The organism is Streptacidiphilus sp. P02-A3a, assembly GCF_014084105.1.
Lineage (GTDB): Bacteria > Actinomycetota > Actinomycetes > Streptomycetales > Streptomycetaceae > Streptacidiphilus.
In genome coordinates this window covers 7,760,220-7,782,093 of the sequence record NZ_CP048289.1, presented here as the reverse complement: position 1 = coordinate 7,782,093, position 21,874 = coordinate 7,760,220, and the positions used below count along the sequence as shown (strand labels likewise).

Genomic DNA, 21,874 nt, shown 5'->3' with positions numbered 1-21,874 from the left:
CATCAGAAAGCAGTGAGATTCATGGAATCGGCCCATTCTCTTGCCGACGTCCAGTACACCTCCTTCTGGCTGGCCGACCCCGGCCGGCCAGAGGCGCTGCCCGCGCTGACCGGTGACACCACCTGCGACCTGCTGGTCGTCGGCGGCGGCTACACCGGGCTGTGGACGGCGCTGCTGGCCAAGGAGCGCGACCCCGCCCGCGACGTGGTGCTGGTCGAGGGCCAGGAGGTCGGCTGGGCCGCCTCCGGCCGCAACGGCGGCTTCTGCGCGGCCAGCCTCACCCACGGCTTCTTCAACGGCCTGGAGCGCTGGCCCGAGGAACTGCGCACGCTGGAGCGCCTCGGCCACGAGAACCTCCAGGCGATCGAGGACGCGGTCGAGCGCTACGGCATCGACTGCGACTGGGAGCGCACCGGCGAACTCGACGTGGCCACCGAGCCGCACCAGGTCGAGGAACTGCGCGAGGGCGCCGAGCAGATGGCCGAGTACGGCGCGAACGCGGTGTTCCTGGACGCCGAGGCGGTGCGCGCCGAGGTGGACTCGCCGACCTTCCTGGCCGGGCTCTGGGACAAGGACGGCGTGGCCATGGTCCACCCGGCCAAGCTCGCCTGGGGCCTCAAGCGGGCCTGCCTGGAGCTGGGCGTGCGGATCTTCGAGCACACCCCCGCCACCGACCTCGCCGAGAGCGGCCCGGGCATGGCCGTGCGCACCCCCTACGGGCGGATCTTCGCCCGGCACGTGGCGCTCGGGACCAACATCTTCCCCAGCCTGGTGAAGCGGGTCCGGCCGTTCCTGGCCCCGGTCTACGACTTCGCGCTGATGACCGAACCGCTCACGGACGAACAGCTCGCGTCCATCGGCTGGAAGAACCGGCAGGGCCTGGGCGACTGCAACAACCAGTTCCACTACTTCCGGATCTCCGCCGACAACCGCATCCTCTGGGGCGGCTACGACGCGATCTACCACTACGGCGGCAAGGTCCGCGCCGAGTACGACCACCGTCCGGAGACCTACGAGAAGCTGGCCGGCCACTTCTTCACCGCCTTCCCGCAGCTGGCCGGGATCAGGTTCACCCACGCCTGGGGCGGGGCGATCGACACCTGTAGCCGCTTCTCGGCGTTCTTCGGCACCGCCCACAAGGGGAAGGTCTCCTACGCCGTCGGCTACACCGGCCTCGGCGTCGGCGCCACCCGCTTCGGCGCCGACGTGATGCTGGACCTGCTCTCCGGCGAGCGCACCGAGCGCACCGAACTGCAGATGGTGAAGAGCAAGCCGCTGCCGTTCCCGCCCGAGCCGGTCAAGTGGGCGGGCATCGGGATCACCAAGTGGTCCCTGGACCGCGCCGACCATAACCAGGGCAAGCGCAACCTCTGGCTGAAGGCCATGGACGCCATGGGCCTCGGCTTCGACAGCTGACCCGTCCCGATCCCGGCGTCCCGGCGGCGCGTGCCCCTGCGGGCGCGCGCCGCCTCCGTGTCTCCGCACGCCCCTCAGCGCAGGTTGTCGCCCGTACCCGCGTAAGAGTCGGGACGCAGACCGCTCTCTCCTGTTGACACCCGGTCCAGTACCGGGCGCTGACCCAGGAAGCGGAGGGCGGAAGCCGTGGGAAGCATGGACGCGAGGGCAGCAGTCGAATGGCTGGCGGCGGCAGCGCCGGACCCGGACAGCTGCCGGTGGGCGTGGGAGCGCAGCGCCACGGGCATCGCCCTGCTGCCGGCCGGCCGGATCTGGGACGTGCTGATAGTGCCGGGGGAGCTGGGGCGGACCACGGTCGATGTGCTGCTCCGGATGGCCGCCGAACCCGGCCCGGTGCTGGCGGACTTCGGCGACGTCCGGGTGGGGTTCTTCGTCCCGCCCGGAACCGCCGCCCGCTGGGTCGGCACCGGCATGCGCACCGCCGGACCGGGGGCCTGGCTGGCGGTGCCCTATCCGGGGCGCAGCGGACGCGGGCTGCGCTGGCTGGTGCCACCGGACGGCAGCGGGCTGCTCAATGACCCGGCAGTGCTCGAACTGGCGCTGCACGAGGCGGCCGCACTGCTGGTCAGCGGCTCGGACCCGGAGTGGCCCGACGAGGTGTAAGGGCAAAACGACATCCGCCGACAGCTTGCTGATTGAGCCCGGTGCCGGCGCGAACCACAATGGAAATCGCGCGGCACTCGCTCTGTGACCCTTGTGTGCCTCGCCCGACCTCGGAGGCAGACGTTGAGCAAGCACATCACCCACTGGATCGGCGGCCGTCAGGTAGCCAACGCGGACAGCGCCTCGCGTCGCGGTGACATCTTCGACCCGGCCACCGGCAAGGTCACCGGCCAGGTCGACTTCGCCGCCATCGGGGACGTCGACGCGGCCGTCAGCGCCGCCGTCGCGGCCTTCCCCGACTGGCGCAACGCGTCCCTGGCCAAGCGCACCACGGTCCTGTTCAACTTCCGTGAGCTGCTGAACGCGCGCAAGGACGAGCTGGCCGCGATCATCGTCGCCGAGCACGGCAAGGTGCACTCCGACGCCCTCGGCGAGATCGCTCGCGGCCAGGAGGTCGTCGAGTACGCCTGCGGCATCCCGCAGTTGCTCAAGGGCGGCTTCACCGAGCAGGCCTCCACCGGCGTCGACGTCTACTCGATCCGCCAGCCGCTCGGCCCGGTCGCGATCATCTCGCCGTTCAACTTCCCGGCGATGGTGCCGATGTGGTTCTTCCCGATCGCGGTCGCGGCCGGGAACACGGTCATCCTCAAGCCCTCCGAGAAGGACCCCTCGGCCGCCAACTTCCTGGCGGAGCTGTGGAAGGAAGCCGGTCTGCCGGACGGTGTCTTCAACGTCGTGCACGGCGACAAGGTCGCCGTCGACCGGCTGCTGGAGCACCCGGACGTCAAGTCCGTCTCCTTCGTGGGCTCGACCCCGATCGCCCGCTACGTCTACGAGACCGGGACCCGCTACGGCAAGCGCGTGCAGGCCCTCGGCGGCGCCAAGAACCACATGCTGGTCCTGCCCGACTCGGACCTCGACCTGGCCGCCGACTCCGCGATCAACGCGGGCTTCGGCGCGGCCGGTGAGCGCTGCATGGCGGTGTCCGTGCTGGTGGCCGTCGACCCGATCGGCGACGAGCTGGTCGAGAAGATCAAGCAGCGGATGGCCACCCTGAAGGTCGGCCCGGGCTGCAACGGCGACTCGGACATGGGCCCGCTGGTCACCGGCGTGCACCGGGACAAGGTCACCTCCTACCTGGAGTCCGGCGTGGCCGACGGCGCGGAGCTGGCCGTCGACGGCCGCAAGCACCCGATCACCGACGCGGACAAGCACGGCGAGCCGACGGCGGACGGCTTCTGGCTCGGCCCGACCCTGTTCGACCACGTCAAGCCCGGCATGTCGGTCTACAACGACGAGATCTTCGGCCCGGTGCTCTCGGTCGTCCGCGTCTCCTCCTACGAGGAGGGGCTGGAGCTGATCAACAGCAACCCGTACGGCAACGGCGTCGCCATCTTCACCAACGACGGTGGTGCCGCCCGCCGCTTCCAGAACGAGGTCGAGGTCGGCATGGTCGGCATCAACGTGCCGATCCCGGTCCCGGTCGCGTACTACTCCTTCGGCGGCTGGAAGGCCTCCCTGTTCGGGGACAGCCACGCCTACGGTGCCGACGGCGTCAACTTCTTCACCCGGGGCAAGGCCGTGACCTCGCGCTGGCTCGACCCGAGCCACGGCGGCCTGAACCTGGGCTTCCCCACCAACGCCTGACGCTCGACCCCAGGGGCCCGGCCCGGAGACGCACTCGCCGTCTCCGGGCCGGGCCCTTTGCGGTCGGCGGGCACGTGATGCACTTGTGTAAGTAGACCAGTCGCCCTACTATCAGGACATGGCCAATCCCCGCCCAGAGACGCGGTCGAGGGTGCTGCGGACCGCCGCGACGCTCTTCCGACGTCAGGGCTACCACGGCACCGGGCTCAACCAGCTGCTCAGCGAGAGCAATGCGCCCAAGGGATCGCTCTATTTCCACTTCCCCGGCGGAAAGGAACAGCTCGCCGCCGAGGCGGTCACCCTGTCCGCCGGGGAACTCGGCGCGCAGATCCGCGAGGCGATGCTCCAGGCGACGGACCCAGCGACCGCGATCGTCACCCTCGGGAACCTGTTCGCCGGTCCGCTGGCGGAGTCCGGCTTCCGCGAGGGCTGCCCGATCGCGACCGTTGCCATGGAGACCTCCGGTGACAACGAGCAGATCCGCCAGGCCTGTTCGGAGGCCTACGGCGGATGGCTGGCCGGGCTGACCCTGCTCATGGGGGCGTGGGGTGTGCCGCAGCCGGAGGCGGCACCTCTGGCGGAGCTCGTGCTCTCGGGCATCCAGGGTGCACTGCTGCTGGCGAAGGTCCAGCAGGACTGCTCGCCGATCCACCAGGTCGCCGCCAGCCTGGGCGCGGTCGTGGCCGCAGCGGTCCACCGACAGTCGACCACTGAGCTGGTTTGACATCGGTTGACCGGGTGCGTAGTGTCCTTCGAGTTGCCCTGCGTGTCTGCGGTGGCGGCCAATCCCTGGAACAGATCGCACGGCCTTCTTTGGTGTGTGATTTTCCGAGAATTGTGGTGGGCGAACGAAAACCGGTGGATTTCGCATCGGTGGCGTGGTTCCGCTAAGGTTTCACTCGTCGGAACGGGCCGGAAACGGCGCGGGGCGGCGGGAAATCGGGCCGGAAACGGTCTGGTAAGCTAGAAAACGAAGAACGAAGCGCCCGGAGAGACCGGTGAAAGGGTCTTGAAGGAAGCGTCCGTTCCTTGAGAACTCAACAGCGTGCCAAAAGTCAACGCCAGATATGTTGATACCCCGTCCGTTGATCGGACGAGGTTCCTTTGATGCACAAAACACTAGCGAGGACGCAGTGCACGGGATCGGCTATTCCGCCGGTTGCTGTGCCGCTCAACGCGAGTGGTGACTCGATTACGGGTAATCATTCACGGAGAGTTTGATCCTGGCTCAGGACGAACGCTGGCGGCGTGCTTAACACATGCAAGTCGAACGGTGAAGCCCTTCGGGGTGGATCAGTGGCGAACGGGTGAGTAACACGTGGGCAATCTGCCCCAGATTCTGGGACAACACCGGGAAACCGGTGCTAATACCGGATACGACGCATCTCCGCATGGGGTGTGCGTGGAAAGCTCCGGCGATCTGGGATGAGCCCGCGGCCTATCAGCTTGTTGGTGGGGTAATGGCCTACCAAGGCGACGACGGGTAGCCGGCCTGAGAGGGCGACCGGCCACACTGGGACTGAGACACGGCCCAGACTCCTACGGGAGGCAGCAGTGGGGAATATTGCACAATGGGCGAAAGCCTGATGCAGCGACGCCGCGTGAGGGATGACGGCCTTCGGGTTGTAAACCTCTTTCAGCAGGGAAGAAGCGCAAGTGACGGTACCTGCAGAAGAAGCACCGGCTAACTACGTGCCAGCAGCCGCGGTAATACGTAGGGTGCGAGCGTTGTCCGGAATTATTGGGCGTAAAGAGCTCGTAGGCGGCTTGTCGCGTCGGATGTGAAAGCCCGGGGCTTAACTCCGGGTCTGCATTCGATACGGGCAGGCTAGAGTGTGGTAGGGGAGATCGGAATTCCTGGTGTAGCGGTGAAATGCGCAGATATCAGGAGGAACACCGGTGGCGAAGGCGGATCTCTGGGCCATTACTGACGCTGAGGAGCGAAAGCGTGGGGAGCGAACAGGATTAGATACCCTGGTAGTCCACGCCGTAAACGTTGGGAACTAGGTGTGGGTCACATTCCACGTGGTCCGCGCCGCAGCTAACGCATTAAGTTCCCCGCCTGGGGAGTACGGCCGCAAGGCTAAAACTCAAAGGAATTGACGGGGGCCCGCACAAGCAGCGGAGCATGTGGCTTAATTCGACGCAACGCGAAGAACCTTACCAAGGCTTGACATATACCGGAAACGGCCAGAGATGGTCGCCCCCTTGTGGTCGGTATACAGGTGGTGCATGGTTGTCGTCAGCTCGTGTCGTGAGATGTTGGGTTAAGTCCCGCAACGAGCGCAACCCTCGTTCTGTGTTGCCAGCGGGTTATGCCGGGGACTCACAGGAGACTGCCGGGGTCAACTCGGAGGAAGGTGGGGACGACGTCAAATCATCATGCCCCTTATGTCTTGGGCTGCACACGTGCTACAATGGCCGGTACAATGAGCTGCGATACCGCGAGGTGGAGCGAATCTCAAAAAGCCGGTCTCAGTTCGGATTGGGGTCTGCAACTCGACCCCATGAAGTCGGAGTTGCTAGTAATCGCAGATCAGCATTGCTGCGGTGAATACGTTCCCGGGCCTTGTACACACCGCCCGTCACGTCACGAAAGTCGGTAACACCCGAAGCCGGTGGCCTAACCCGTAAGGGAAGGAGCTGTCGAAGGTGGGACCAGCGATTGGGACGAAGTCGTAACAAGGTAGCCGTACCGGAAGGTGCGGCTGGATCACCTCCTTTCTAAGGAGCACTTCTGCCGCTTCGGCGGCCAGAGGGCCATGACGTCAGCGAATGTCTGACGGTGGTTCGCTCATGGGTGGAACGTTGACTATTCGGCACGATCAGTTGGTCATGGTTAGTACTGCGCTTCGGCGCGTGGAACGCGGTGGTTGGTTGGTTGTGTCGGGCACGTTGTTGGGTCCTGAGGGCGCGGCCGTATGGCTGGTCTTCAGACGCCGACCCCAGTGAACTTCACGCTTCGTGTGTGGGGGTGATGGGTGGTTGGTCGTTGCTTGAGAACTGCACAGTGGACGCGAGCATCTGTGGCCAAGTTTTTAAGGGCGCACGGTGGATGCCTTGGCACTAGGAACCGATGAAGGACGTGGGAGGCCGCGATAGGCCCCGGGGAGCTGTCAACCGAGCTTTGATCCGGGGGTGTCCGAATGGGGAAACCCGGCAGTCGTCATGGGCTGTCACCCGCTGCTGAACACATAGGCAGTGTGGAGGGAACGCGGGGAAGTGAAACATCTCAGTACCCGCAGGAAGAGAAAACAACCGTGATTCCGAGAGTAGTGGCGAGCGAAATCGGATGAGGCTAAACCGTTGTGGTGTGATACCCGGCAGGGGTTGCCACTTCGGGGTCGTGGGAAGATTCTTGATCAATCTGCCGGTTGGTCGGGGAGTCAGAAACCGTATGGGTAGTCGAAGGACATGCGAAAGGTCCGGCGTAGAGGGTAAGACCCCCGTAGACGAAACCTGTACGGCTCTCTTGAGTCTTTCCCAAGTAGCACGGAGCCCGAGAAATTCCGTGTGAATCTGGCGGGACCACCCGCTAAGCCTAAATATTCCCTAGTGACCGATAGCGGACAGTACCGTGAGGGAATGGTGAAAAGTACCGCGGGAGCGGAGTGAAATAGTACCTGAAACCGTGTGCCTACAAGCCGTGGGAGCGTCGCAGCGTGTGCTTGCACATGTTGTCGTGACTGCGTGCCTTTTGAAGAATGAGCCTGCGAGTTTGCGGTGTGTTGCGAGGTTAACCCGTGTGGGGTAGCCGTAGCGAAAGCGAGTCCGAATAGGGCGGTTGAGTAGCGCGCCCAAGACCCGAAGCGGAGTGATCTAGCCATGGGCAGGTTGAAGCGCGGGTAAGACCGTGTGGAGGACCGAACCCACCAGGGTTGAAAACCTGGGGGATGACCTGTGGTTAGGGGTGAAAGGCCAATCAAACTCCGTGATAGCTGGTTCTCCCCGAAATGCATTTAGGTGCAGCGTCGCGTGTTTCTTGCCGGAGGTAGAGCACTGGATAGGCGATGGGCCCCACCGGGTTACTGACCTTAGCCAAACTCCGAATGCCGGTAAGTGAGAGCGCGGCAGTGAGACTGTGGGGGATAAGCTCCATGGTCGAGAGGGAAACAGCCCAGAACACCGGCTAAGGCCCCTAAGCGTGTGCTAAGTGGGAAAGGATGTGGAGTCGCAGAGACAACCAGGAGGTTGGCTTAGAAGCAGCCACCCTTTAAAGAGTGCGTAATAGCTCACTGGTCAAGTGATTCCGCGCCGACAATGTAGCGGGGCTCAAGTACACCGCCGAAGCCGTGTCATTGCAGCTTAACTCCTAACGGGGGCTGTGATGGGTAGGGGAGCGTCGTGTGCCGGGTGAAGCGGCGGCGGAAGCCAGTCGTGGACGGTATACGAGTGAGAATGCAGGCATGAGTAGCGATACAAGAGTGGGAAACTCTTGCGCCGATTGACCAAGGGTTCCTGGGTCAAGCTGATCTGCCCAGGGTAAGTCGGGACCTAAGGCGAGGCCGACAGGCGTAGTCGATGGACAACGGGTTGATATTCCCGTACCCGCTTTGAAGCGCCAACGTCGAACCTCTGGATGCTAAGGCCGTGAAGCCGTCTCGGATCCTTCGGGTGAAGAGGAGTGGTGGAGCCGCTGATCCAACAGGGTAGTAGGTGAGCGATGGGGTGACGCAGGAAGGTAGTCCAGCCCGGGCGGTGGTTGTCCCGGGGTAAGGGTGTAGGTCGAGTGATAGGCAAATCCGTCACTCATTAAGGCTGAGACCTGATGCCGAGCCGATTGTGGTGAAGTGGATGATCCTATGCTGTCGAGAAAAGCCTCTAGCGAGTTTCATGGCGGCCCGTACCCCAAACCGACTCAGGTGGTCAGGTAGAGAATACCGAGGCGTTCGGGTGAACTATGGTTAAGGAACTCGGCAAAATGCCCCCGTAACTTCGGGAGAAGGGGGGCCGGTTGTGGTGATGGGACTTGCTCCTTGAGCTGTGGCCGGCCGCAGAGACCAGCGAGAAGCGACTGTTTACTAAAAACACAGGTCCGTGCGAAGCCGTAAGGCGATGTATACGGACTGACGCCTGCCCGGTGCTGGAACGTTAAGGGGACCGGTTAGCTTGGTTTCGACCTGGCGAAGCTGAGAACTTAAGCGCCAGTAAACGGCGGTGGTAACTATAACCATCCTAAGGTAGCGAAATTCCTTGTCGGGTAAGTTCCGACCTGCACGAATGGCGTAACGACTTCTCGACTGTCTCAACCATAGGCCCGGTGAAATTGCATTACGAGTAAAGATGCTCGTTTCGCGCAGCAGGACGGAAAGACCCCGGGACCTTTACTATAGCTTGATATTGGTGTTCGGTTCGGCTTGTGTAGGATAGGTGGGAGACTTTGAAGCGGCCACGCCAGTGGTTGTGGAGTCGTCGTTGAAATACCACTCTGGTCGTGCTGGATGTCTAACCTGGGTCCGTGATCCGGATCAGGGACAGTGTCTGGTGGGTAGTTTAACTGGGGCGGTTGCCTCCTAAAATGTAACGGAGGCGCCCAAAGGTTCCCTCAGCCTGGTTGGCAATCAGGTGTTGAGTGTAAGTGCACAAGGGAGCTTGACTGTGAGACCGACGGGTCGAGCAGGTGCGAAAGCAGGGACTAGTGATCCGGCGGTGGCTTGTGGAAGCGCCGTCGCTCAACGGATAAAAGGTACCCCGGGGATAACAGGCTGATCTTCCCCAAGAGTCCATATCGACGGGATGGTTTGGCACCTCGATGTCGGCTCGTCGCATCCTGGGGCTGGAGTAGGTCCCAAGGGTTGGGCTGTTCGCCCATTAAAGCGGTACGCGAGCTGGGTTTAGAACGTCGTGAGACAGTTCGGTCCCTATCCGCTGCGCGCGTAGGAGTCTTGAGAAGGGCTGTCCCTAGTACGAGAGGACCGGGACGGACGAACCTCTGGTGTGCCAGTTGTCCTGCCAAGGGCATGGCTGGTTGGCTACGTTCGGGAGGGATAACCGCTGAAAGCATCTAAGCGGGAAGCCTGCTTCGAGATGAGGGCTCCCACCACCTTGAGTGGTTAAGGCTCCCAGTAGACGACTGGGTTGATAGGCCGGATGTGGAAGCCCTGTGAGGGGTGGAGCTGACCGGTACTAATAGGCCGAGGGCTTGTCCATAGTTGCTACGCGTCCACTGTGTTGTTCTGAAGGAACGACCCCCGCTCCGTGAGGAGTGGTGTGCGGTCAACTTCATAGTGTTTCGGTGGTCATAGCGTGAGGGAAACGCCCGGTTACATCCCGAACCCGGAAGCTAAGCCTCATAGCGCCGATGGTACTGCAGGGGGACCCTGTGGGAGAGTAGGACGCCGCCGAACAACCTTTAGAGCAAGGCCCCCTGACCCAGAGTCAGGGGGCCTTGTTTGCGTTGAGGATCGGTTGGATGAAACCGGTCTGCTGCGGGGTGAGCCAGGTGGCGTCGCGGAAGCCGGCGGCGGTGACCAGGTCGCTGATCTGGGTGTGGCTCAGTGCCCAGGAAGTGGCTCGGCGGACGCGGACCTGCCAGTCGTCACTGTGGGCGCCGTTCGGGAGCAGTTGGATGTGCTCCAGGTCGTAGCGCTCGCCGTCCGGGTGCCAGTGCCACAGCTGGAAGCTGATGCTGCGACCGGCCTCGGTGGGGGTGACCTGCGGGAGGGTTGCCGGGCGCTGTTCCGCGCGGGCCTGCTCGTAGTCGCGCATCCCGAGCAGCAGCAGGCCGCCGGGGCGCAGGCTGCGGTGCATCGCGCGCAGTGCGGCGTTGATGTCTGCCTCGGTGAGCAGGTGGGCCAGGGAGTTGTCGGCGCACAGGACGACGTCGAAGGCGTCCGCCGCCACCGGTGGCCGACGCATGTCGCCCGCCGCGGTGCGCAGCCGCAGGCCCCGGGCGTCGGCCTCGCGGGCCGCGCGGGCGGCCGCGGCCGGGCTGAGGTCGGTACCGAGGACGTCGTGTCCCCGGGCGGCCAGGCCGAGGGCCTGGGTTCCGATACCGCAGGCGCAGTCCCAGATCCGCTGACCGCCGGGCCCGAGCCGGTCGTGGATCAGCCGGTCGAGCGCGGCTCCCTGACGCTCCACTCCGGCCTGCCAGTCCGGGTAGAGCAGGTGGTACTCGTCGGCGAGGTCGTCGTAGAACCGGCGGGTTGAGTGGGCTGTCACGGCCCGGAGGCTACCTACCCGAGGCCCGGGGGGACCAGCGAATTAGCGACCACAGGATCACGCCGCTGAGGCACCACCCGGCGAGGACGTCGAGGAACCAGTGGTAGTCCCGCCAGATGAGGCAGACACCGACACCCGCGCACAGCAGCGTGGTGGTCGTGTAGAGCAGGCGGCGGAGCCGGGCCGAGGCACAGCCGAGGGCGAGCAGCCAGGCGGCGGTGCCGAGGCAGACGCTGGCCGTGCTGGTGTGGCCGGAAGGGAACCAGCCCCAGTCGCCCGGGCCGACCGGTTGGCCTTCGGGACCCGGGCGGCCGATCAGGATCTTCCCGGGGATGACGGTGGCGAACAGCGCGGCTCCGGCCAGCGTCGCGCTGAGCAGCGGCTGCCAGGAGCGGGCCCGCAGGGCCGCTGCCAGGGTCGCGCCGACCAGCAGGCCGATCGCGATGGTGGAGCTGCCGAGGTCGGTCCACCACTCGGCGAGGTGGTCGAGCCACGGGTACGGGTTCTCCGCGACCAGGTGCAGCGTGTCGCGGCGGACCCAGCGGTCGACGGCGAGCAGTGGACCGTGGGTGGCCACCTGCTCGGTGAGCAGGGCCAGCACGAGCAGCAGTACCACCGGCAGCCAGACCGACTCCAGGACGCGGAGAAGCCACCCCGGAGCAGGGGGGAGAGCCCCGGGGTGGCTGTGGTGATCGCCGGTCCGCTCTGCCCGGGGGGTGTGGGCGCGACGGACGGTCGATCGGCTGAGGGGGCGCGAGCCGGAGCTCGCCGTGGTGTCCTCGGCGGTGTGTCGCCGGTGAGGGTCGGTCACCGGCGGGCGCTGCTTCTCCATCTGTCATGACAGTACGTCACCGGGAGGCGGGTAATGGGCCGCCTCACCCACCCGCCATCAGGTCCGCACACCTTCTTCACGCCTGCGCTTGGGGGTCGGGGCTGAAGAAGGGGTGCGGAGGGGGTGTGGGACGTCGGGTCAGAGCGCGTCGAACACGCTGTCGAGGATGTCCAGGCCCTCGGCGAGCAGGTGCTCGGGCATGACCAGCGGCGGCAGGAAACGGAGCACGTTGCCGTAGGTGCCCGCGGTGAGGACCAGCAGGCCCTGGGCGTGGCAGGCCTTGGCGATGGCGGCGGTGGCCTCCGGGTTGGGGTCCTTGCTGCCGGGCTTGACCAGCTCGACCGCGATCATCGCGCCCCGGCCCCGGACGTCGCCGATGATGTCGTGCTTCTCCTGCATGGCGTGCAGGCGCGGCAGCATGGTGGCGCCGATGGCCTGGGCCTTGGCGTTGAGGTCCAGCTCCTTCATCGTCTCGATGGAGCCGAGGGCGGCGGCGCAGGCGACCGGGTTGCCGCCGTAGGTGCCGCCGAGGCCGCCGCCGTGGGCCGCGTCCATGATCTCGGCGCGGCCGGTGACGGCCGCCAGCGGCAGGCCGCCGGCGATGCCCTTGGCGGTGGTGATCAGGTCGGGGACGATGCCCTCGTCCTCGCAGGCGAACCACTGGCCGGTGCGGCAGAAGCCGGTCTGGATCTCGTCCGCGACGAAGACGATGCCGTTGGCGCGGGCGAACTCGACGATCGCCGGGAGGAAGCCCTTGGCCGGCTCGATGAAGCCGCCCTCGCCCTGGATCGGCTCGATCACGATGGCGGCGACGTTGTCGGCGCCGATCTGCTTGGTGATGATGTCGATGGCCTGGGCGGCGGCGTCGGCGGCGGCGTTCTCCGCACCGGTCAGCCAGCGGTAGGGGTAGGCCACCGGGACCCGGTAGACCTCGGGCGCGAACGGGCCGAAGCCCTGCTTGTACGGCATGTTCTTCGCCGTCATGCCCATGGTGAGGTTGGTGCGGCCGTGGTAGCCGTGGTCGAAGACCACGACGGCGGTGCGCTTGGTGTAGGCGCGGGCGATCTTGACCGCGTTCTCGACGGCCTCGGCGCCGGAGTTGAACAGCGCGCTGCGCTTCTCGTGGTCGCCCGGGGTCAGCTCGTTGAGCTGCTCGGCGACGGCGACGTAGCCCTCGTACGGGGTGACCATGAAACAGGTGTGGGTGAACGCGGCGAGCTGCGCGGCGGCGCGGTCCACGACCGCCTGCGCGCTGTTGCCGACGTTGGTCACGGCGATGCCCGCACCGAAGTCGATCAGGGAGTTGCCGTCGACGTCCTCCACCACACCGCCGCCTGCGCGGGTGATGTACACCGGCAGGGTGGTGCCGACGCCGGCGGCTACCGCGGCGAGCTTGCGCGCCTGGAGCTCCTGCGACTTCGGGCCGGGGATGGCGGTGACGATGCGGCGCTCCTGGGGGAGCGACGGGCCGCCGGGCAGCTGCCCGGCGCTGGACGGAGCAGCGCTCATGAGGTGTCTCCCTGAGAGAGGGGTGGGCTGGTACTGGCAGGCTACGACGGTGGGGAGGGGGTCGCATACGCCGAAGGGGAGTGGAGCGGCGTCGGAGTTGGCCGGGCCGGACATCGCCCGCGTGGCCGCGTGCCTCTGCTCAGGGGGCGTCGCGCTGCACTAGATTGAGAGCTTTCGACGGGGTGGGGCGCGCGCGAGGAGCGGTACTGCGATGTCACTGGAAGGCGCGCGGGAGCGGCAGTCCGGGCAGATGAACGAATCGGTGTCGTATCCGCCGCCTCCGAAGGAGCCCCCCCGCGGGCTGCCGCCGCAGGCCACGGCGGTGCCGGGGGCGCGTCCGCGGGCGGTCGGCGCAGGGGGGCCGGGGTTCGACCTGGCCGGGTGGCTGGCGGCGCCGCGGCACGTCGGGACACCGGGGGTGTACGGGCTGGGACCGGCTCCGCGGGTGAAGCACGAGCAGGAGGACGCGGCGACCACCACCCCTGCCTGGAAACTGCTGCTGCGCGCACTGCTCAACCTGGTGGTGGCCTGGGAGGTGTTCTACTACCTGATCGGTTTCGTCCTTTCCTTTGTGTCCACGATCATTCCGACCTCATGGCGGAATGGACTCACTGGCATCGTGATTCAGCTGGCTACGCAGGCTGTTGTGATCGCGCTGCTGGTCAGGGTGTTCGGCGGGATGGGGCGGTGGCCGCTGGTCTGGCGCCGGTACGGGCTGCCGGTGGCGCGGGCTGCCGTGCGGCGGCTGTCCGGGGCCGGGGAGGGGCGGGTGAGCATCCCGGTGCAGGGCGGCGTGCAGCCGCAGCCGGTCGACCCCTGGCGGGAGTTCCGGCCACTGGTGCATCCGGAGGATCTGGCGCTGGTGGAGCAGGAGACCGCACAGGGGCGGGTCGCCGACATCGACCACCAGCGGCTCAGCCGCGCGCTGGAGTGCGTTCGCGACCACCCGGACCGGCTGACCGCGCTGCTGGACGCCGTCCGCGACCACGGCGCCGCCGCCTGCGCGCACCCTTCGGGCGTCCGCGACCTGGCCGGGCGCGGCGCGCAGCACGATCTGCTGCTGGGGCAGGTGCGGCTCGGCCGGGCCGAGGACGTGCCGAAGAACCCCGCCGAGTACCGGGGCACGGAGGTGGCGCTGGACCCGGTGCTGCTCGGTACCTCGCTGCTCGCGGTCGGGCCCGCCGGGACCGGCAAGACCGCGCGGCTGGCCCGCCCGGTCGCCGAGGCGCTGTGCCTGCAGGCGCTGTCCGGGACGGCGGTCGTGGTGGTGGTCGGCGGCGACGGCGCCGACCTGGGCCCGGACTCCTGGTACGACGTGGTGATCGCGCCCGGCGCGGCCCGGTCGTGGTACGGCCTGGACCTCTTCGGCGGCGCGCGGTCCGCCGACGCCGCGGCCGCGCAGCTGGCGGACGCGCTGCTGCCGGACGAGCTGGCCGCCCGCACCGACAGCGCCCGGCAGGCGATGCAGCAGGTCGTCGGCCCGTTCCGGGCGGCGCACGGGCGTCCGCCCGGGGTGCGCGAGCTGTCGCTGCTGCTGCGCGGTGAACCGGAGGCCTGGGACGGGCTGCGGCAGGCGCTGCACGCCGCCGGGCTGTTGGAGGAGTACCGGCACGAGCTGGCACAGCGGGAGCGGACCCGGGGCCAGGGCGACGATCCCGGGGTGCTGCTGGCGGACCGGCTGGCGCTGCTGGACCGGCCGGTGTTCGCGGGCTGCTTCAACCCCTCGGCGAGCCCGGCCGGGGTGGTGCCGGACAGCATGCCGCTGTTCGCGATGCACGCGCTGGACCATCCGCTGCGGGTGCGGCTGCGGCTGCCGGAGCACAGCCACCCGGAGGCGGCCCGGATCATGGCCCGGCTGGCGGTCGCGCAGTTCCTGCACGCGGCCGGGACCCGGCAGGACCGCTCGCTCTTCGCCGGACTGGTGGTGGACGACGCCTCCGGTGTGATCGACACGCACACCGTGCGCGGACTCCAGCGGCTGCGCGGGGCCCGGGCCGGAGCGGTGCTGCTGCTGCGCACCCTCGCCGACCTGCCGGAAGCGCTGCGGGAGCCGCTGTTCGGGGCGGTCGGCGGCCGGATGGCCTTCCCCGGGATCGCTCCCTGGGACGGCACCCTGTTCGCCGAGACCTGGGGCACGGTCTGGGTCGACGAGAAGGACGTGACCCGGGCGCCGGACACCTCCGGCGGCTTCCTGAAGCGCACCTGGCGCAGCGCCAGGGCGGTCCTGGAAGGAGAGAAGGCGCAGACCGAGAGCGTCACCACCCGAAGGGTGGAACGCCGCCGCTGGTCCCCCTCGGACCTGGCCCAACTGCTGCCGGGCGGGCACGCGGTGCTGTCGCTGACGGCGGTGGACGGCACCCCGGTCCCGCCGCTGCTGGTCGATCTGCGCGGCTGAGCGGCGGCGCCGGGATCAAGGGGTCGCCCGGCGGGCACTGCGACGGTACGGCAGAATCGGAGGTGGCCGTTGTCCTCGGCGGCCAGGAACCAAGCCGTCCGCAGCGTCGCGGGCAGCCTCCGCCGTCGAAGGTGACATGTCTCCCAAGAGCGCAGCAGCCCGGGCCCCCCTCGCCCCCGCGACCACCGTCACCCTGAGCGCCCTGGTCGCGATGCCAGGGCTGCACCTGACCGTGCTCGCCGGGGAGGCGCAGCTGGACCGCCCGGTCCGCTGGGTGCACACCAGTGAGCTGGACGACCCGGCCCCGTACCTGGAGGGCGGCGAGCTGCTGCTCACCACCGGGCTGAAGCTCGGGCGGGGCAAGGACCGGCTGCGGCAGTACGTGTACCGGCTGGCCGACGCCGGGGTGGCCGGCCTCGGCTTCGGCATCGGCCTGTCGTACGGGGAGGTCCCGGCGGCGCTGGTGGAGGCGGCGGCGGAACGGGAGCTGCCGCTGCTCCAGGTCCCGCAGCCGACGCCGTTCATCGCGATCAGCAAGGCGGTCACGGCGGCGCTCGCCGCCGAGCAGTACCAGGCGGTCACCACCAGTTTCGAGGCCCAGGAGGAGCTGACCCGCGCGGCCCTCGGCAAGGACGGCACCACGGCCCTGATCGGACGCCTGGCCGCGCGCCTCGGCGGCTGGGCGGCGCTGTACGACGCGTCCGGCGCGGTGGTGGTCGCCGCCCCGGACTGGGCCGCCCGTCGCGCCGGGCGGCTGCGTCCCGAGGTGGACCGGCTGCGCAGCCAGCGGGCGCCGACCAGCGCCGCGCTCCAGGGCGGCGGACGGCCGGACGCCGAGGCGCCCGACGCCGAGCAGCCGGAGGAGCCGCAGACCGGGGACTTCGTGGTGCTCCAGTCGCTGGGCGCGGACCGCCGGGCCCGGGGCTTCCTGGCGGTCGGCACCGAGGACCGGCTGACCCCCGGCGAGCGCTACGTGCTGAACGCCGCGGTGGCGCTGCTCACGCTGACCCTGGAGCGGTCCCGGGACCTGCGCCAGGCCGAGGAGCGGATGCGCACGGCGCTGCTGCGGCTGGTGCTGGCAGGCGAGACCGCGGTCGCCCGGCAGGTCGCCGGGGCGCTGCTCGGCGGCCTGCCGGAGGGGACGGTACGGGTGCTGCTCGCCGAGGGTGAGGCGCTGGCGTCGCTGGGCGACCTGGCCGAGCAGTCCGCCGTCCGGGCCGGGGAACCGGTGCTGCTGGCCTCCGAGGGCGAGCGGCTGGTGCTGCTGGCGACCGACGGCGGGGCGGTGCACACCGACTGCGTGGCGGCGGTGCAGCAGTTGGAGTCGGTCTGCCTGGGGATCTCCGGACCGGCGACCCCGGAGTCGGCCGCCACCGCCTACACCCAGGCCGAGCGGGCGCTGGCGGTGGCGCTGCGCAGCGGTCGCCGCAGTGTGGACCACGACGAGGTGGGCAGCGGGTCGCTGCTGCCACTGCTGGCGAACGAGGCGGTGCTGGCCTTCTCGGACGGCCTGCTGCGCCCGCTGCGCGAGCACGACCTGACCGCGCGCGGCGACCTGGAGGCGAGCCTGTACGCGTGGCTGTCGCACCACGGCCAGTGGGACGCGGCCGCCGCCGACCTGGGCGTGCACCGGCACACCCTGCGCTACCGGATGCGCCGGGTGGAGGAACTGCTCGGCCGGTCACTGGACGACGCGGACGTGCGGATGGAGCTGTGGCTGGCGCTGCGGGCCCGCGGCGAGCGCTGAGCGGTCGTACCGGGCGTACCAAGCGCACCGGGCGTACCGGTCGGGCCGAGAGCCCGTATCCGGAGCTCGCACCGAGGGCCGCCGGAACGACAGGCCAGTCCGTACTGCCGCCGCCGCGCACTTCTACGGTTCGGACAAATTTCACCGGGCGGGTCGCGTCCTACCGTGGAGGCAGACATCCCCCTCCCCGGCCGGCTCCCGGTCCGGGACGCAGCAGAAAGGCCGGTGACCTCGGTGACCAGCACCTACGCATTCTGGCTGGCGGGTCGGCAGGAGCACGGCACGGAGTCCTTCGAGGTCCACCACCCCTGGGACGACAGCCTGGTCGGGACCGTCAGCGTCCCCACCGAGGCGCAGGTCGAGGAGGCCGTGGCCGCCGCCCACGCGGTGTGCGACGAGTTCGCCGCGACCCCGGCGTACGTCCGCGCCGCGGCGCTCGACCACGTCGCCAAGCGGCTGACCGAGCGCACCGAGGAACTGGCCCGGCTGATCACCGCCGAGAACGGCAAGCCGATCAAGTGGGCGCGCGGCGAGGTCGGCCGCGCCGCCTCGGTGTTCCGCTGGGCGGCCGAGGAGGCCCGGCGCTTCAACAGCGGTGAGGGCCAGCGGCTGGACACCGACGCGGGCGGCACCGGACGGCTCGCGCTGACCCGCCGCTTCCCGCGCGGTGCGGTGCTCGGCATCGCGCCGTTCAACTTCCCGCTGAACCTGGTCGCGCACAAGGTCGCCCCGGCGATCGCGGTCGGCGCCCCGATCATCCTCAAGCCGGCCCCGGCCACCCCGCTTTCCGCCCTGGTGCTCGGCGAGATCCTGGCCGAGACCGAGCTGCCCGCCGGGTCCTGGAGCGTGCTGACGGTCGCCAACGACCGGATGCCCGCCCTGGTCCAGGACCGGCGGCTGCCGGTGATCTCGTTCACCGGCTCCGACGTCGTGGGCTACCAGATCCTGGACTCGGTGCCGCGCAAGCACGTCACCCTGGAGCTCGGCGGCAACGCCGCCGCCGTGGTGCTCGCGGACTGGTCCAGCGAGGCCGACCTGGACTGGGCGGCGACCCGGATCGCGGCCTTCGCCAACTACCAGGGCGGCCAGTCCTGCATCTCGGTGCAGCGGGTCATCGCCGACGCCGGCGTCTACGACCGGCTGGTCGAGAAGGTCGTCGCCAAGGTCGGCGAGCAGGTCACCGGGAACCCGGCGGACGACTCCGTGGACGTCGGCCCGCTGGTGAACGAGGCCGCCGCGCAGCGGGTCGAGGCCTGGGTGGACGAGGCCGTGGCCGCCGGGGCGCAGCTGCTCGCGGGCGGCAAGCGCGAGGGCGCGAGCTACGCGCCGACCGTGCTCGCGGCCGTGCCCGCCGGGGTCAAGCTGGACACCGAGGAGGTCTTCGGACCGGTCCTGACGCTGCACCGGGTCGAGGGCACGGACGAGGCGTTCGCCGCGGTCAACGACTCCCGGTTCGGGCTCCAGGTCGGGGTGTTCACCCACGACGTGCAGACCGCGTTCCGGGCGCACCGGGAGCTGGAGGTCGGCGGCGTGATCGTCGGTGACGCGCCCTCCTACCGCGCCGACCAGATGCCGTACGGCGGGGTCAAGGACTCCGGCGTGGGGCGCGAGGGCGTGGCCTTCGCCATGGGCGACTACACCTACGAGCGGGTGCTGGTGCTGACCGGGCTGGCGCTGTGACGGGCCGTCGGCGGTAACGGAACCCTGCGGTAACGGTTCCCCCGAGCTGATCCCGGGGTGGGAGCGCGGTCGGTCGCGCTCCCACCCCGGGATCATTGTCTTCTCCACCCCTGGTGACCTGTCAGCTGGTGACCTGTCAGGTTGGCCCGGCACGGGATCCGCGACCGGTCTGTACTATGCCGACCGACGCGCGACATGAAGCTTGAAACCGGGGGAACACCAGGCTTCGCGGTTCGTTCCCCCTGTTCTGTCCTAGGAGAACAGGCCCCAAGTGAGCTACCCGCCATACGGCCAGGAACCGCGCCGCCCGCAGGGCAGCCCTCCGCCGCAGCCACCTTACGGCCGCCAGCCGCAGCCCCAGCAGCCCTACGGCCACCCGCAGCAGCCGCCGTACGGCGCACCGCAGCAGCAGCCCCCGTACGGTGCGCCGCAACAGCCGCCGCAGAACCCGTACGGGCCGCCGCAGGGGTACCCGCCGCCGCAGAACCCCTACGGCGCGCCGCCGCAGGGATACCCGCAGCAGCAGCCCCCGCCGCAGTACCCGCAGTACCCGCAGAGCCCGCAGTACCCGCAGAACCCGTACGGCGGTCAGCAGCCCCCGCCGCAGCAGCCGCCGAACGGCGGCGGCCCGGGCGGACCGGACGGTCCCGGTTCCGGGGGGCCCGGTCCCGGCGGCCATGGCGGTTCCGGCGGTGGCGGTCGGCGGCGGCACCGGGGCCGGAACCTGGCCATCCTGCTGGCGCTGGTGGTCGTGGTCGGCGGCGGCGCGATAGCCGCGACCCACAAGGGGAACAGCGGCGGCGGCACGGGCGGCGGCGGTACCGGCGGGGCGGTCACCACCACCCTCGCCGGGGGCAGCTCCTGGTCCCGGCCGAGCTGGGCCACGGCCGCGAACGACCTCGGTCCGGCCGACCCGAGCACGGTGGTGACCGGTACCGTCTACTTCGCCAAGGCGTCCCCGCAGAGCCTGGACCAGTACGCGACCGCCGTCGGCACCCCCGGATCGTCGGACTACCACAAGTTCCTGACGACGGCTCAGTTTCAGGCGAAGTTCGTGAACACCCCCAACGCCAGCCAGGCGGTGGTGCAGTGGATCCAGCAGAACAAGATGACGATCCTGTCGCAGGACAGTGAGTCGGTGGTGGTGCGCACCACCGTCGGCAAGGTGAACTCGGTGCTGAAGATCCGGATCGACCGGTTCAGGCACGACGGCCGGGTGGACCTGTCGACCACCTCGCAGCCGCAGTACCCGGCCGACATCGGCCAGTACATCTCCGCCGTCACCGGTCTGACCACCAGCAGCCCGGTCACCCCGTCCATCAGCGGCGACAGCGTGAGGAAGGTCAGGGCCAACGCCGCCGCGCTGAAGACGATGCTGGGCGGCGGCCGGAGCTTCCCGGCGGACGGCAAGGCGTCGCCGAACGACGACGGCGCGCTCAGGTGCAGCCAGTACTACGGGCAGAACCCGGCCACCGGCTACCCGCCGGGCCCCGGTTCCGGCGGCACCCCGCCGGTGGCCGCCTGCGGCTACAACCCCGACCAGCTGCGCAGCGCCTACGGGGCCGCGGCCAGCGGCCTCGACGGCCAGGGCGTGACCATCGCGGTGGTCGACGCCTTCGCCTCGCCGACGATCGCGTCGGACGTGGCTCAGTACGACAAGCAGACCGGTCTGCCGCCGCTCCAGCTGACCCAGGAGATACCCGCGCACTTCGGCGCCGACACCACCGCGAGCGACGCCCAGGGCTGGTACGGCGAGGAGACCCTGGACATCGAGGCGCTGCACACCATGGCGCCGGCGGCGAAGATCATCTACTACGCGGCCCAGTCGGACAGCGCGGCCGACCTGGACGCGCCGCTGCAGACCATCGTCGAGAACCACAGCGCCGAGCTGGTCACCTGCTCCTGGGGGATCCTGGAGGACGTCGGCGACAAGGCGAACTTCCAGGCCGAGACCCAGATCTTCGAGCAGGGCGCGGCCGAGGGCATCAGCTTCAACTTCTCCACCGGCGACAACGGCGACTTCACCGTGGGCGCCAACCCCTCCGCCGCGCCGACGGTCAACGAACCGGCCGACAACCCCTTCGCCACCGGCGTCGGCGGCACCACCCTGGGCATCGGCTCGCAGGGCCAGTACCTGTGGGAGACCGGCTGGGGCGACGAGGCCTACTCGCTGGACGGCGGCAGCTGGGCCACCAGCGGCGCCAAGTTCGAGGGCGCGGGCGGCGGCGGGCCGAGCGCGGTGTTCGTCCAGCCGCCGTACCAGCAGAGCGTCGTCCCGCAGTCGGTCGCGACCCGGAGCGGCCGGACCGCGGCCGCCCGGGTGCTGCCGGACGTGGCCATGCTGGCCTCCGCCTACACCCCGTTCCTGGTCGGTGAGAGCACCGGCACGGTCACCTCCGAGCCCAGTTCGGACGGCATGGGCGTGGTCTACCGGGAGACCGGGGCGAGCTACGCGGTCCAGGCGATCGGCGGCACCAGCCTGGCCAGCCCGCTGTTCACCGGCATGGAGGCGCTGGCGGTCCAGGCGTCCGGAAGCCCGCTGGGCTTCGCCGACCCGGTCCTCTACAAGCTCTACGGCACCTCGCAGTTCCGCGACGTGGTGGCCTCGCCGCCGGCGCTGGGCCACGAGCCGGAGCAGGTCACCGGGGACTCCGCGGGCAACCCGGTGCTGCTGGAGGGCGACCGGGACACCTCGCTGCGGACCACCGCCGGGTACGACGACACCACCGGCATCGGCAGTCCTGCCCCCGGGTTCCTGACCTGGTTCAAGGACCACCCGAACGGCGAGTGAGCCGGGTCCGCCGCCGCCCCGCGGTGCCGGGGC

General features: G+C 68.9%; 11 protein-coding genes and 3 rRNA genes. 11 read left to right on the top strand and 3 right to left on the bottom strand.

Going from position 1 to position 21,874, the window contains the following annotated elements; all coding sequences use genetic code 11:
- Positions 1 to 21 precede the first annotated feature (21 nt).
- From GXP74_RS32675 to rrf, 7 genes are all read left to right on the top strand, one after another.
- Positions 22 to 1,416: an FAD-binding oxidoreductase gene (locus GXP74_RS32675; protein WP_182454865.1), complete on the top strand. Its 1,395-nt coding sequence runs from the start codon at positions 22 to 24 to the stop codon at positions 1,414 to 1,416.
- Positions 1,417 to 1,611: 195 nt separating this feature from the next.
- Positions 1,612 to 2,079, top strand: coding sequence for a hypothetical protein (locus GXP74_RS32670; protein WP_182456795.1), 468 nt, complete (start codon positions 1,612 to 1,614; stop codon positions 2,077 to 2,079).
- A 123-nt stretch (positions 2,080 to 2,202) separates the two neighbouring features.
- On the top strand, positions 2,203 to 3,726 hold the full coding sequence (locus GXP74_RS32665) for a CoA-acylating methylmalonate-semialdehyde dehydrogenase (RefSeq protein WP_182454864.1): 1,524 nt from the start codon (positions 2,203 to 2,205) through the stop codon (positions 3,724 to 3,726).
- A 118-nt stretch (positions 3,727 to 3,844) separates the two neighbouring features.
- Positions 3,845 to 4,450: a TetR/AcrR family transcriptional regulator gene (locus tag GXP74_RS32660; protein WP_182454863.1), complete on the top strand. Its 606-nt coding sequence runs from the start codon at positions 3,845 to 3,847 to the stop codon at positions 4,448 to 4,450.
- A gap of 481 nt (positions 4,451 to 4,931) precedes the next feature.
- Positions 4,932 to 6,450, top strand: a 16S ribosomal RNA gene (locus GXP74_RS32655).
- A gap of 304 nt (positions 6,451 to 6,754) precedes the next feature.
- Positions 6,755 to 9,876 (top strand): 23S ribosomal RNA (locus tag GXP74_RS32650).
- Between the two features lie 81 nt (positions 9,877 to 9,957).
- Positions 9,958 to 10,073, top strand: a 5S ribosomal RNA gene (gene rrf, locus GXP74_RS32645).
- Together the 16S, 23S and 5S rRNA genes form the textbook arrangement of a ribosomal RNA operon.
- A 31-nt stretch (positions 10,074 to 10,104) precedes the next feature.
- On the opposite strand, the gene GXP74_RS32640 is transcribed toward rrf, so the two are convergent.
- From GXP74_RS32640 to gabT, 3 genes are all read right to left on the bottom strand, one after another.
- Entirely contained in the window at positions 10,105 to 10,887 is a 783-nt protein-coding gene (locus GXP74_RS32640) for a class I SAM-dependent methyltransferase (RefSeq protein WP_182454862.1), read from the bottom strand.
- 10 nt (positions 10,888 to 10,897) lie between these two features.
- Positions 10,898 to 11,719, bottom strand: coding sequence for a phosphatase PAP2 family protein (locus GXP74_RS32635; protein ID WP_182454861.1), 822 nt, complete (start codon positions 11,717 to 11,719; stop codon positions 10,898 to 10,900).
- A gap of 138 nt (positions 11,720 to 11,857) precedes the next feature.
- Positions 11,858 to 13,228, bottom strand: coding sequence for a 4-aminobutyrate--2-oxoglutarate transaminase (gene gabT / locus GXP74_RS32630; RefSeq protein WP_182454860.1), 1,371 nt, complete (start codon positions 13,226 to 13,228; stop codon positions 11,858 to 11,860).
- Between the two features lie 211 nt (positions 13,229 to 13,439).
- Here gabT and GXP74_RS32625 point away from each other — a divergent pair, with 211 nt between their 5' ends.
- The 4 genes from GXP74_RS32625 (at position 13,440) to GXP74_RS32610 (ending at position 21,841) form a co-directional block, all read left to right on the top strand.
- On the top strand, positions 13,440 to 15,623 hold the full coding sequence (locus GXP74_RS32625) for an ATP-binding protein (protein WP_182454859.1): 2,184 nt from the start codon (positions 13,440 to 13,442) through the stop codon (positions 15,621 to 15,623).
- Between the two features lie 136 nt (positions 15,624 to 15,759).
- Entirely contained in the window at positions 15,760 to 17,370 is a 1,611-nt protein-coding gene (locus GXP74_RS32620; RefSeq protein WP_182454858.1) for a PucR family transcriptional regulator, read from the top strand.
- 234 nt (positions 17,371 to 17,604) lie between these two features.
- Positions 17,605 to 19,050, top strand: coding sequence for an aldehyde dehydrogenase family protein (locus GXP74_RS32615; protein WP_182456794.1), 1,446 nt, complete (start codon positions 17,605 to 17,607; stop codon positions 19,048 to 19,050).
- Positions 19,051 to 19,321: 271 nt separating this feature from the next.
- The gene (locus GXP74_RS32610; protein WP_182454857.1) at positions 19,322 to 21,841 is read left to right on the top strand and encodes a protease pro-enzyme activation domain-containing protein; all 2,520 of its coding nucleotides are present in this window, start codon (positions 19,322 to 19,324) and stop codon (positions 21,839 to 21,841) included.
- Positions 21,842 to 21,874 lie beyond the last annotated feature (33 nt).

Bases quoted from the DNA above. Each gene is read 5' to 3' on its own strand.
- GXP74_RS32675 (WP_182454865.1), top strand. From the start codon at position 22: ATGGAATCGGCCCATTCTCTTGCCGACGTCCAGTACACCTCCTTCTGG.
- GXP74_RS32670 (WP_182456795.1), top strand. From the start codon at position 1,612: ATGGACGCGAGGGCAGCAGTCGAATGGCTGGCGGCGGCAGCGCCGGAC.
- GXP74_RS32660 (WP_182454863.1), top strand. From the start codon at position 3,845: ATGGCCAATCCCCGCCCAGAGACGCGGTCGAGGGTGCTGCGGACCGCC.
- GXP74_RS32635 (WP_182454861.1), bottom strand. From the start codon at position 11,719: ATGGAGAAGCAGCGCCCGCCGGTGACCGACCCTCACCGGCGACACACC.
- gabT (WP_182454860.1), bottom strand. From the start codon at position 13,228: ATGAGCGCTGCTCCGTCCAGCGCCGGGCAGCTGCCCGGCGGCCCGTCG.
- GXP74_RS32625 (WP_182454859.1), top strand. From the start codon at position 13,440: ATGTCACTGGAAGGCGCGCGGGAGCGGCAGTCCGGGCAGATGAACGAA.
- GXP74_RS32620 (WP_182454858.1), top strand. From the start codon at position 15,760: ATGTCTCCCAAGAGCGCAGCAGCCCGGGCCCCCCTCGCCCCCGCGACC.